Genomic DNA, 13259 nt, shown 5'->3' with positions numbered 1-13259 from the left:
CCAGACGTTCGGGCAGCAGCGTAAGGGGAAAGAGCAGGATAAGCAAGGTAGGGAACAGGAAATTGCGGAACCTTCTGTTCCTATGCGCTTTCTCAGCGTGCAAGCACAACAAGGCGTGTAGGGAAATGTATGAACGCATAACCGCCAAGGGAAAAAGCAAGAAACTGGCCTTGATAGCGGTATCGAACAAGCTTTTGAAACAGGCATTTGCCATTGCAAAATCCGGAATACCTTACGATGAGAATTATGTATCGAGATTGGCTTAAAAAGACTTGTTTTTTAACTCAGTTCTTTGTTGTGTGTAGTTTTAGTGTCTTATTCTTTTTAATTCTACAATGCTTAATCTCCTTTCTCCATTGTTTGTCATAATCCGAATAGAAGCTGGTAAATGAGGTGGATTTGAAGCTAAAGTACAATTGGTCAAAACACCCTGAACGCTTTCTTGAATGTCATCAGAATTGAAATTTCCAATATCAAACGTTAATTCTTTATGCATTATTTCTGACAAATTATCTACTGTATAATCCATTGGATTTAAAAAGGAAGGTGGATATACCTTTCTTTTGAGAATTTCTATTATTTCTGCTCTTGCTTGTTCTTGTGAATGAAAGACTAAATTTCCTCCATTTTCGTCTTTAAGCTGCTCTCCAAGGCTGATTTCCGTTACAGGCTCATTTTTAAAAAAGCCCACAAACTGATGCTCTTGTTCTTGAATTCCATTTTCAGTTTCTATTTTGACACTTTCAATTGTCAAATAGATTGTTTGTCGATTGATTTGAATTTGTTCTGTCATAATTTTTAATCAAATAGCCCAATTTGATTTGGGTCAATAAATTTTGGCGGTTCATCTTTTCTTTCTTTTATGTAAATATGTTCTTCGGTCATTCCATTTCCAACATATTCTGATTCAATTCCGAAAATGTGTTCACACATACATTCCACATCGTGATAATCAGGTCCAAAGTCCAATATTTCTCCACAACCTTGGCATTTGATATGAAGTTCTCCACAATAAGAGCACTTTCCTTGATGAATAAGAGTTATTAGTCCATCTTTAATTAACGGAAGTGGTTCGTCCCAAAAAATATATCCACGAGGAATTCCATCATCATTTCTGCATAATGAACAATCTGATAAGTCAAAGTGATATTCGTCAAAGTCAATAAACTTAACTACATCCAATTTTATATCTCTGTGATATTTTTTAATTCTATTTTGAGCTCCTTTTGAATAGCCAACATTTGTTATCATTATTCCAATGTGAGCACCGACATCTTCGCAAAATCCAATAAAAGATTCAACAGTTTTGAGATTAATATTTTTACTGAATTTTTTACAGTCAATTATAATTTTCAATTCTCTTCCTATTGATTGTGATACAACCAAAATGTCAATTTGTCTACTTCTTTCAGAAAATATTCCTTTAATCCGTTGGTCTTTTTTAATATCTGAATCGGGAAATTCTTCGCGTAGTTTGTCGAAAATCTGATGTTCATATTTTTCCCAATCTTTCATTCGATTTTAGTGTTCTTAAATTACACACAACGGTCTCGTATAACCGTCAGTTACGGGTTAATATGCTTTAATTTTCGGTTTAGCACTGACGTTAGCAATTCCGAGTGGATTCGGACGTAGTCGAATCCGCCGTAATTGCGGTTATACATTGTTGTGCGTTCGTTTTTTATTCAGTTATCTTAATTTTTATTCCGTTAAATTCCGTTTTCCCATCTAATTCATAAGTGGTATTCGATTCATAATATGGTTTCCATTTTTTTAAAGTCAACTCACTATTATTATTCCATTCAATTATTTTATAGCCATTTGGAATTAGCCCTTTTTCAAGGTCATTTTTGTTTTCATCATTTTTAATTACTGACCAAAATACTCTTGAATATCCAAATCCACCGTTGTCAAATTGATATTCATAATATTTATATTTCTTGTCAGGTGAAATAGATTCCGATAGAATATTCAGATTCGGTTCGTTAAGAGCGTGTTCAGATTTAAAAGCTTCCGCAACGTCATTCAAATCCGAATTGATTTTAACTCCAATTCCGATTATTCCAATCAATATTATTCCGACAATTATTAAAATCCATTTTCTCATTAAAATCCAACGATTTTTGCTTTTAGCACGATTTTCTTAAATGACGCACAACTTGATTATAAGCTGAACTTTCCTCGGCATTTACCATCAATTCGGTTGGCTATGTCCAAGTCTTGCCTTTTTATGCAAAGCATAGTTTCTGCTGTTCAAAGGCTTGTGCATCTGGCCGAAGGGGGAACGGTTACCATTGTTGCCAGTAGTCTTTATTCCTCATCCACTTGTTGTTCATCTTCAATTTCTTCCTCTGCGAAAATTTCCGAAACTTTGTTAAGCATTTCTTCTAGATTCTCTTTTTCATCATCTGACAAGTTTCCGAAGTCTGTATCGTCAATTGTATTATCTTCTAAAAGTTGTTTTATCATTTCCGTGTAAGTGAAATCAACAGCAACTGTACCTTGCTGAATCTTTACAGTAATATCATTATTATCTTCTTTGTTAAATATCAATTTCATTCTTCTGTAAATTTCTTAAGATTATATTTCTTTACTCTCTTTTTGATTGATGATTTTCCACCATCTGTAATTGAAGCAATTAAATCTACAACACTTTTACCCTCTATTTCGCCCTCTAAAGGACTTGATTTAATAATTAATTTGTTGTTTACGTTTCTGCATAGTATTATATTTTGTGCATCCGCTAACATTGGAATTGTTGCATTGTGAGAAACTAGTATGATTTGCTTTTTGCTCTTAATTTTTTTTACAGCTTCAACCAGTCCTTTATTAATATAGTCAGTTGCTAAATTATCTTCTGGTTGGTCAATAATTACAGGTGCACTATCTTTATCATAACCCAATATAATATCAAGAATTACAGAGGTTTTCCAACCTGGACTCAATTTTTCAAATTGACGTCCATCTTTCGTGACGATTTTATATTTTTTCTTATTTAACTGTTCAAAACCGTTATAAATCTTACTTTCAAAATCATCATAATCATGAACTTTTGGTTTTTGTTTTTTGAAATTAGCTTCAAATAGTAATTCGGGCGTAATGCTATTAAAATCAACAATTTTAGTTTTAAGAAAATGGTTTACTACTTCAATAAACTTCGCAGGGTTCAATTCAAAGTCATTTTCTATATAAAGTTTATGTCCCATTGACTCTATTTCTTCTGAATCAAAATTTAGAGAATAGCTTGAAATTGTCGTTATGGTTCTATGAAATTGTCTATATGCTCGAACATATTTTTTTAAGGACTCTTGAAGCTTATTGAAGTTTTGTCTTTTGGTTTGTTCTTCAGAATTAGAATGTTTAAGAGCTTGATTATAGGCGTCTTGTTTTAGTTCTAATAGATTCCTAACCTCTTTTTCTTTGTTTGATACTTGAAGAACATTCTCAAGTTCATTTTTTAAACTTGCTACTAAGCTAGAATCGTGTTTTATAAACGGATATTGTGATAATAAGTCTTCTAAATTATCTAGAGATTGTATGTATCCATCATATACACCTTTAGAAAATCTAAGTTTCTCATTTTCAATTTCAGTTGGTTGAAGATTATCATAAATATTAGTCTCTAAATTGTTCCTTGTTATTAATCTAGAAATAATTGGAATAGTGTTTAGGGTTTGACTTTCTTCTTCCAGAATCTTAACGCATCGAATTAATTCTTGAATGTTCTTTTTAAATTCTCTTAACCCATTATTGATACTTATCTTGATATCGTCATCACCCGGAAAAACTCTTTTGATTATGTCAATATTTTCAATTTTATCCTCGCTAATATTATTTACCACTCCCATTATGTAATTCTGCGACAAATAGTGTGGTATCATTCCCGAAGGATTTACAACAGTAATTTTGTCAACCTCATATTGGTCGTATATTGATTCATTAGCAGTATCGTTAAGACATCTTACAATTGAATCAACAAGAAGAGTTTTGCCACTTGATGAGCCACCAATAATCACATTTAGACCAGAGGTTAGTTCGATATCTATTTCAATGTTGTCTTTGTTATGAGAAACAGACTGAATATTTTCAGAGTAGAATGTAGGTTTTGTTTCAGAATAAATTAATCTCGATTTTTCTGATAGTGATAGTCTTAAACCGTTAAATGTTGGTTTCGCAAGCATCCAAGTCGGTTTAAATGGATTTTTATCTTTGCCATTTGGATATGTGTTAGGTGTATAATTATCACTACAAGTTATTAGGTTAACGAATTCATTTATTCCTAATTTTTTAAAGTACTCTTGAGTACGCTCCAAACCGTTGTCTCCTCTTGCGGTAAACCCCTCAAAATGGTTGTAATAAACACTCCGTTCTAAAGTACCATCTACTGTGGTCTCTTTTGGTATGGAAGTATTGAAAGTAGCGTGTGATTGACCTCCGTGAGGTAAAAGCATAAAATTATACTTATCGAATTTATTGATAATGTCCTGAATTGTTGGAATAGAAGGGTCTTTTTTCTCTACTACTTTATTCGGATATAGTGCATCAAGTCTCTCATTAATGTCATCAATAATTTCTTCTGTTATCTCATTCAGGTCAAAATATATATGACAGTGATATGCTGGACAGTTATCATAGTTTCTTATATGCAACTCAACACCGAGAATAATATTAATACCTAAATCAACCGCCTTTAAATAGGCGCTCTTATTAACCATATTGTGGTCAGTAAGTGAAATTAAGAATTCAGAGGTGCCATTAAATTCGTGAATTTTTTTTATCAAAGTTTCGAGGTCATATTCATTGTTAACCTCATTTGGGTTAGCGGAAGTGTGAATATGTGTGTCTAAGTAAATTGGATTCACGATTTGTTTTTTAGATTACTGGCAACTTGATTATATCCGAAACTTTGATAGGCATACACCACCAAATGGATTGGCCATACCCAATTTTGACCTATATGCAAAAGCATAGCTTTTTTATCGTTCAACAAAACTTTGGGGGAGATGACGCTAAATGTAAGAAATTTCTAGAAAAGGAAAATGTGGAATTCTGTAAGGAATATTAAAAAAGAGAAAAGTAATCAGTGAGAGGTAGTTTAATTATTGCTTTTTAAAGAATTCGATGATTTCAAAACCGAAATAATTTGCAATAGTATGTAAAGTTTCGACCGTTGGATTACTTTCTGCTCTTTCTATTCTTCCAATTTGATTTGCAGACATGTCAATGTCGATGCCCATGTTTAATTGAGATACCCCCTTTTCTTCTCGGTGCTTCTTAATGATAGCACCAATGCCTAGCTTAAGTTTATAGAGTTCATCATCAGACATCTTTCAAAAATTGGCAAATCATTTAGATTTTGTCAACACATATATGTGTTATTATAAAAAGGTTTATTATATTTAACCCCAATTACATATATTGCGATTCTTCGTTTAGAACATATTTGAAGCTATCGCTTTGAATCTCGACTTGAAAACTGGTAATTTTTAGTACACGAGAGGATAAGCAGATTGGCTCACGACCCGGGCGTGAGCTCTCTTATTCGTGTACAGGTATACCAGTACCTCAAGTCGGTAAGTTGAGTTTCACGCCCAACTTTTTCTTAGCGTTTGGTTTCTTTGGTCCTTTCGGGGCATCGCCCAACCATTTGGGTTATGGGAAACATTTGGCAACATTTTTTTGTGGGGTTCACACCGTGTTATTGTCCTGTTTTTGGGGCCTGTCACTCGGTGTTCGATATCCTGTTCAAAAAGAAGCCAAAGAACCCCGTATAATCCCAAGGCCACGTTTGTGGGATACACGTTTTATTTTTTCCGGTTCACGATATCCTTTTGTCCCACTACCAACGACTACACATTTAGGGCAACCGGCCCAATCACGAAACCATGGTCATTTTTGGTTTAGGAATCCTATTTCTGGGTATGCATTTACCCGGGCAGGATGGCCTATGTCCGAACCTAAATGTCCTTTAGGAAGTTACGGCTTTTCCGTGACTTATGGGGCAGTGTGGAGAACAACTAACACTTTAATTAAAAGAACTCAATTTATGCAACTCATAACACTACGCATGCGCAGGACATCCCTGTTCGTGCTCCTATATGCTTTTTTAATGCCCTTTTGTACCTTATATATGCAAGCGGGCACTGTCTTGGAACCACCGCAGGCCACCGTTTCCGGCACCGTGACCGATACGTCGGGGAATCCCCTGGCCGGGGTGAACCTTGTGGTGAAATCCAAGCACATCGGGACCATGTCCGGTCTGGACGGTTCCTTTACCATTAATGCAGATCCTACCGATGTGCTGGTGTTTTCCATGGTGGGCTTCAAGACCCTTACCGTGCCCATTGGGGGCAGGGAAGATATCTTGGTTTCCTTGGAAGAGGATGTAACGGTATTGGGCGAGGTGGTGCTCAATGCGGGCTACTATACGGTCTCCGAGAAGGAACGAACCGGGAACATTGCCACCATTGATGCTACGGCCATGGAAAAACAACCCGTGGCCAATCCTTTGGCTGCCATGCAGGGGCATTTATCAGGGGTCAATATCGTCCAGAATACCGGGGTGCCCGGAGGGGGTTTTGAAATCGAGGTCCGTGGCAGGAACTTTATCAATGGGGTTTCCGATCCCCTGTTCATCGTGGATGGGGTGCCCTTTGGTTCCCAATCCTTGGGCTCCAATGATGTGTCGGGACAGATATTTTCGGGGAATATCAGTCCGCTCAATGCCATCAATCCCAATGATATCGAAAGTATAGAAGTGCTCAAGGATGCAGATGCCACGGCCATTTATGGATCCCGTGGTGCTAATGGGGTGGTTTTGATCACTACCAAAAAGGGCAGGGCCGGAAAAACAAGGTTTGATGCCCATGTGAGCAGTTCCTTGGGTCGGGTCTCCCATTTTTTGGATCTTATGAACACCTCACAATATCTGGAATTGAGGCGGGAAGGAGTCCTCAATGATGGTTATGGGGATGCCCTCGAGAATCCGGCCTATGACACTTTTTGGCCCGACATTACCTTGTGGGACAGCAATCGTTATACGGATTGGCAAAAGGAACTGATCGGTGGGACGGCCTATCGGAACAATGCCCAACTTTCGGTATCGGGGGGCAGTGCAAAGACACAATTTTTGATCAGTGGGGCCTATCAACGGGAGACCACGGTGTTCCCTGGGGATGCCAACTATAAAAGGACAACCCTTCACAGTAATATCAACCATCGATCCAAGAACGATAGATTCAGGATCGATCTGTCCACCCAATATGCCCATGAGAACAACCTCATGCCCCGGTCGGACTTTAGCCTGAAAGCCTATACCCTTGCCCCGAATGCCCCGGCACTTTATGATGAAGAGGGCAACCTGAACTGGGAAAACAATACCTGGGACAATCCCTTGGCCTCCTTGGAGGAAAAGTTCGGGGTGCAGACCAATACCCTTATGGCCAATGCCATGGTTTCCTATGGTCTATTTGACAATTTAGAGGTAAGGACCAGTCTGGGCTTTACGGATTACCGCTTGGAATCGTATCGGACATTGCCCAGTTCGGCACGGAACCCAAGGCTCAACCTGACCCCCCAGGGCTATTCCAACATGAGCCTGAACCAATCACAGCGAAAATCATGGATCGTGGAGCCCCAATTGCACTGGAACAGGGAATGGAAGGCCGTTTCGGTCGATGTATTGGTGGGGACTACCTTCCAACAGGAAACCACCCAACAGTTGGTGTTACGCGGACGTGGTTTTCCCAATAATAGTTTGATTGAGAACCTGGCGGCAGCGGAACGGGTGGAATCCTTGACGGATGTGGACAGTGACTATAAATACAATGCCATTTTTGGCAGGGTCAACTTCAAGTACAGGGACCGATATATCCTCAACCTGACCGGAAGGCGGGACGGGTCATCCCGTTTTGGGCCCGATAGACAGTTCGGGAACTTTGGTGCCGTGGGCCTTGCCTGGATATTTTCCGAAGCATCCCTTTTTCAAAACAGCACCCTATTGAGTTTCGGAAAAGTGCGGGGGAGCTATGGGACTACAGGTAGTGATAATATTGGGGACTATCAGTTTCTGGATACCTACACCGTTACGGGGGACGATTATGATGGGGTTGCCATTTTAAGTCCAACAGGCATATTCAACCCCCTTTTTGGGTGGGAGGAGAACAAAAAGTTGGAACTGGGCCTGGAACTCGGTTTTTTCAAGGATCGATTGAACCTCAATGCCTCTTGGTATAGGAACCGCTCCTCCAACCAATTGATCGGGATCCCTTTGGCGGCTACCACGGGCTTCTCCGAACTGACCGGGAATTTCGATGCCGTAGTGGAGAATTCGGGAGTGGAATTGGATCTCCGTTCCGTGAACCTTGTCTCGGGAACCTTCAAGTGGTCCACAAATTTGAACCTTACCGTGCCCAAAAGCAAATTGGTGGAATTTGAAGATTTGGAAAACTCCACTTTTTCCGATAGGTATATCATAGGAAAGCCGTTGTCCATTGTCAATCTCTACCATTCCTTGGGAGTGGATGCCGAAACTGGTCAATATCAGTTTGAGGATTATAATGGTGATGATGTCATTACCAGTTCCGAGGACCGTAAATGGGTGGAGGACCTGGCCCCGACCTTTTATGGAGGGATGGGCAATACCCTTGCTTGGGGGAATTTTACCTTGGATGCCTTTTTTCAGTTTAAAAAACAAAAGGCCTATAATACCCTGCGGTTCAATGCAAACCCGGGGTATCCCGGCAATGCGAGCGTCGAGTTATTGGAGAGATGGCGAGAGCCGGGCGATATCAAACCATTTCAAATAGCTACCGCCGGATTGGCCGGTGGAGTGGATAGAGGCGCATTGCAACGAAGAAGCAGTGCCGCGGTCTCGGATGCTTCCTTTATCCGATTGCGGAATATATCCCTGAACTATAGGATACCCCATTTGGAAAATGGATTGGAGGTCAATGTGTACGTGCAGGGGCAGAACCTATGGACCTTGACCGATTACAAGGGGCCGGATCCCGAACAGACTTCCAATACACGACTGCCCCAATTGCGGCGGCTGACCTTAGGTGTCCAAGTAGGCTTTTAACTTAAAACAAACAGCATGAAAGATTTCAAGAAATATATCAAGAGTGGTTTAAGCATCTTTTTTGGTAAAGGTTGCTTACTAATTTTTCCCATAATGGGACTGATCGGTTGTTCCGATTTTGTGGAAGTGGGGCCTCCCAAAAATACCTTGGTCTCAGCGACCGTATTTAAAGATCCGGCAACGGTGGAGTCCGCATTGGCCCATCTGTATTTTGCCATGAGGGAGGAGGGGTTGGTCTCCGGCTACTTTGGACTGACCGCAAGAATGGGCATTTATGCCGATGAACTGGATTATTTTGAGTTTGATCCCGAACTATTGGAGTTCCATCAAAACCGGGTATTGCCGCACAATGCGGATATCTTGACCTGGTGGAGCCAAGCGTATCAAGTGATATACGGTGCCAATGCCATTATCGAGGGGTTGGAGGAATCCAATTCCCTGGAAGAAGGCGATCGGGACAGGTACATGGGACAGGCCATTTTTGTCCGGGCCTATATGTACAGTATTTTGGTCTCCCTGTTCGGGGATGTGCCCTATATCACCACTACGGATTATACCCAGAACAACAAGGTGTCACGTATGCCACAGGAGGAGGTATACGATGCCATCATTGCTGATCTTTTGAGCGCAGTGTACCTATTGGAAACTACCGAGACGCAGAACGGGGAACGGGTGGTGCCCGACCAATATGTGGCCAAGGCACTCTTGGCACGGATGTACCTCTATACGGGCCAATGGGAACAGGCGGAATCCGTTTCGACGGTCCTTATCAATGCGTTTGAATTGGAGGATGATCTGAACAAGGTATTCCTTAAGGAATCAACGGAGACCATTTGGCAGTTGAAACCCGGAAATTCCCCCGTGAATACCCAGGAAGCCGGCCAAATGATCATCATCGCTGTTCCTGGGCAAACCTATGCCTTGACCGAAGGGCTTTTGGCAGCCTTTGAAGAAGGGGACGGGCGTAAAGTGGCCTGGGTAGATAATATATCCAATGCCGAGAACACGGTCACGCTTTCCTTTGCCCATAAGTACAAGGCCAGGGTAACGGAATCCCAATCCTTGGAATATTCCATCCGATTCCGTTTGGCGGAGCAGTATTTGATCCGGGCCGAGGCACGGGCGCAATCCGGGAATGGTGTTGGGGCACAACAAGACCTGAATGTCGTTCGAAACCGTGCAGGCTTGCCGGATACCATGGCAATTGGAGCGAATGACCTATTGGCCGCCATTCTAAGGGAAAGACGTGTCGAACTGTTTACGGAACAGGGACACCGCTGGTTTGACCTGAAACGTTTTGGTCTGGCAAACGAAGTATTGGGGAACCTTAAGCCCAATTGGGCGGATACGGATTTGTTGCTTCCCATTCCCGAGGCCGAGTTGGAGAACAACCCCAATCTATTGCCACAGAACCAAGGATATTGAACAGCTAAAGGAATCCCTGTGACCTAGGCCCGGATTGGATCTAGGCAGCAGGGATATCACCTAAAAACAAAGACAATGAAAAAGTTTTTTAGCATGTTGGGTTTTTGTATGATAACCCTTGTGGGCATGGCCCAGGCCATAGAACCTGTTGGTTCGGTCAAATATCAAAATTCGAAAACCCCATTTTTGGCAGCTTCCATAATTGAGGATAGGCTTGTTTTGGATATCCCCATTAGTTCTATGGAGGAACCCATACTTTGGACGAGGGTGGATGATGGGAACCGGTATGATTTCAAGCAGATAATCTTCAGACGGGACAGGAACAAGATTTATATGGAAGAGCATCGCATATGGTCAGAGGCAGGTATCTGGATACCCCTGAACGGGGATCGTAAATTGGAACGGAACATTTTGGGCGTTTTTCCCATTCTTGGGGATTCTAGCCTTGTATACCGAATTGACCTAACAAATGTGCTGTTCGATTCTTCCTTGGGATGGGAGTATTTTCCCAGTGGTCAAAAGGCCCCTGAATTGAATGTAGTGGAGGGAACCAAACAACTTAATGGGGAAGTCATGGTCAAGGTCCATCTGGGTATGTCAAAGAAGGGTGCCAAATATACCCGCCCCATGTATTTCAGTTTTATGGAACTGCCCGAACCTATGGAACACAGAAACTTTGATTATCGAATGGGCTATTGGTTGGAACGTTCGAAGGGGCCAAGGAATCTTGGTAAAAACTATGTGGGCAGCACGGCCAGATGGCGGTTGGAAAAGAAGTTCAAGGACAGAAGGGTAAGTGTGCCCATCAACCCCATCACCTTTATCCTATCCCCGGACATTCCCAAGAAGTGGAGACCTTATATCAAGGCAGGGATTGAAGCGTGGTTACCGGCCTTTGAATCCGCAGGCTTTAAGGACGCCCTTGTGGTCAAGGAAGTGGATAGCTTGGATCAGTGGACGGAATATGGCTTGGGCCATTCCATAGTAAAATGGACGGGCAACAAAAACATCCGTGTTTTTCAAGAAGAAAATAAAGGCTCTTCCGTGAACTTCGTTATGGACCTTAGATCTGGTGAAATTATCAAATCGGACCTACTTTTGGGCAGTCCCATTACCCGTTTGATGGATGAGTATTTTATCCGCTGCGCTCCCCTGGATCCAAGGACCCGGATCTATCCCTTTCCCGATGAGCTTGTTGGGGAATTGCTCCAATCTCTAACGGCCCATGAGACCGGGCATTCCTTTGGGATCAGGGACAACCACTATGGGGAGCATAGTTATCCCGTTGAGAAGATGGGAGATACGACGTGGTTAAGGCAAATGGGACATACGCCCAGTATCATGAGCTATTCGAGGCACAATAATATGGCCCAACCTGAAGATAAGGTCCCTCCCTCCTTATTGATGCAAAAGGTGGGACCGTTGGACCATTTCTATATCGAATGGGCGTATATCGAGTTTCCAAAAGGCATTTCATCCGAAGAGAAGGATGAACGGTTGGAACACATCATCCGAAGGCAGGACTCCGTTCCCTGGTATCGATTTATCAATGCAGGGTATGAAGTGATAGGGCCGGGAGCCACCGATGAGGTGGTGGATACCAACGATCCGGTAAAAGGGGCATCATTGGGTCTGAAAAACCTGGAACGTGCGATTGCGCTAATGCCCAAAGTACATAAAGATCAAAAGGATCATCATAGGTTGGAACGAATGTATGGGGAGGCCTTGGAACTATGGAACAATACCATGAGACATGTCCTTTCCTTGATCGGGGGATATGATGTCCAATATAAATCCATGGATCAACCTGGTAAAATGTACACTCCGATTTCCAGGGAATCCCAAAAGGAGGCCCTCGACTTTTTGATGGTGTGGGCCTTTGATCCACCGGAGTGGTTGACCCGACCGAAGTTCATTTCGGAAATCACCTATTCCACTTATCCCGACCACATTTTGACCCGTCAACAGTTATTGCTGTTCGAGCTCTTACGCCCCAAGCGGATGAAAAGATTGGAACATATGCAGACCATCAATGGGTACGAAAGGATTTTGGAGTCTTATTTAATCGATTTACAAAAAGGGCTTTTCAAGGAATTGTATGGTAGTTCTGGTACTGTAGGGCGAAGAAAGCAGGAAGTTCAGCTGACCTATTTGGATCGGATGCTTACTGTCATTGATGAAAATCGGAAGCATTATGAGGCTCATGATAAAGGTTTTGTCCATTCCGATCATACCAAAGGCTTGATGATGGGCAATCTTTTGGGGCTGAGATTGGAAATTGAAAAGCGAATGAAAAGAAACAAGCAAATGGAATCCTTGGGACACTGGAAGTTGTGCTTGAAGAAGTTGGATAGCCTTTGGCTAGCGGAAAGAGACTAGGACAGATAGTAAGGTTTTGTATAATATTCCACGGTTTGGTCTCCGTGGGAATTTTTGGATTAGCGATAAAGGTGTCCTTTTGGGACACCTTTATATCTTACAATGAAAGACAGGACTTATTCATTTCTCTCGTACAAGGGAATGGATAGATCCTCATCCAGATATACAAGAAAAATGCCTGACGTACATTGAATTTCACCTTCTGCAACACAATCTGTTTCCACAGGTTCAGGACCATCGGGAGTAGCCTTATAACCAGGCTGCATCAGATTGCTTTCTTCCGTTGCGAAGGCCAGGCCGACCGCCATGATGATGGCGATGGCCGGTAAAACAAGTTTTAAAAATTTAGATTTCATAATACGTTGTATTAAAAATT

11 protein-coding genes are annotated in these 13259 nt (G+C 41.7%); 4 read left to right on the top strand and 7 right to left on the bottom strand.

The genetic code is table 11. The annotated features are described in order from the left end of the window. A partial coding sequence (locus tag GO009_RS16840) for a transposase (protein WP_163627888.1) occupies positions 1-266 on the top strand: 266 nt, incomplete at its 5' end. Positions 267-307: 41 nt separating this feature from the next. Here GO009_RS16840 and GO009_RS16835 read toward each other — a convergent pair. The 6 genes from GO009_RS16835 to GO009_RS16810 form a co-directional block, all read right to left on the bottom strand. Continuing rightward, positions 308-793: a hypothetical protein gene (locus tag GO009_RS16835; protein ID WP_163627887.1), complete on the bottom strand. Its 486-nt coding sequence runs from the start codon at positions 791-793 to the stop codon at positions 308-310. A gap of 5 nt (positions 794-798) precedes the next feature. Then, positions 799-1515: a restriction endonuclease gene (locus GO009_RS16830; RefSeq protein ID WP_163627886.1), complete on the bottom strand. Its 717-nt coding sequence runs from the start codon at positions 1513-1515 to the stop codon at positions 799-801. A gap of 166 nt (positions 1516-1681) precedes the next feature. Continuing rightward, a complete protein-coding gene (locus GO009_RS16825) occupies positions 1682-2107 on the bottom strand; it encodes a hypothetical protein (protein ID WP_163627885.1) in 426 nt (141 codons plus the stop codon). 203 nt (positions 2108-2310) lie between these two features. Continuing rightward, positions 2311-2559, bottom strand: a complete 249-nt coding sequence (gene gvpK, locus GO009_RS16820) for a gas vesicle protein GvpK (protein WP_163627884.1) — start codon at positions 2557-2559, stop codon at positions 2311-2313. Next, on the bottom strand, positions 2556-4862 hold the full coding sequence (locus tag GO009_RS16815; RefSeq protein ID WP_163627883.1) for an AAA family ATPase: 2307 nt from the start codon (positions 4860-4862) through the stop codon (positions 2556-2558). The genes gvpK and GO009_RS16815 overlap by 4 nt, the downstream gene beginning before the upstream one ends. A gap of 237 nt (positions 4863-5099) precedes the next feature. Then, positions 5100-5327 (bottom strand): helix-turn-helix domain-containing protein, encoded by a 228-nt coding sequence (locus tag GO009_RS16810; protein WP_163627882.1) that lies wholly within the window; start codon positions 5325-5327, stop codon positions 5100-5102. Between the two features lie 719 nt (positions 5328-6046). On the opposite strand from GO009_RS16810, the gene GO009_RS16805 reads away from it, so the two are divergent. The 3 genes from GO009_RS16805 to GO009_RS16795 all read left to right on the top strand — a co-directional run bounded on the left by GO009_RS16805 (position 6047) and on the right by GO009_RS16795 (position 12883). Continuing rightward, positions 6047-9079, top strand: coding sequence for a SusC/RagA family TonB-linked outer membrane protein (locus GO009_RS16805; RefSeq protein ID WP_163627881.1), 3033 nt, complete (start codon positions 6047-6049; stop codon positions 9077-9079). A 15-nt stretch (positions 9080-9094) separates the two neighbouring features. Beyond that, on the top strand, positions 9095-10504 hold the full coding sequence (locus GO009_RS16800; protein WP_163627880.1) for a RagB/SusD family nutrient uptake outer membrane protein: 1410 nt from the start codon (positions 9095-9097) through the stop codon (positions 10502-10504). A gap of 75 nt (positions 10505-10579) precedes the next feature. Then, on the top strand, positions 10580-12883 hold the full coding sequence (locus GO009_RS16795) for a zinc-dependent metalloprotease (RefSeq protein WP_163627879.1): 2304 nt from the start codon (positions 10580-10582) through the stop codon (positions 12881-12883). 116 nt (positions 12884-12999) lie between these two features. On the opposite strand, the gene GO009_RS16790 is transcribed toward GO009_RS16795, so the two are convergent. Further along, positions 13000-13239, bottom strand: coding sequence for a DUF6520 family protein (locus GO009_RS16790; protein ID WP_163627878.1), 240 nt, complete (start codon positions 13237-13239; stop codon positions 13000-13002). Positions 13240-13259 lie beyond the last annotated feature (20 nt).

Source organism: Allomuricauda sp. TY007 (assembly GCF_010468565.1).
Taxonomy (GTDB): Bacteria; Bacteroidota; Bacteroidia; order Flavobacteriales; family Flavobacteriaceae; genus Flagellimonas.
This window is presented reverse-complemented; position numbering and strand designations above follow the sequence as displayed.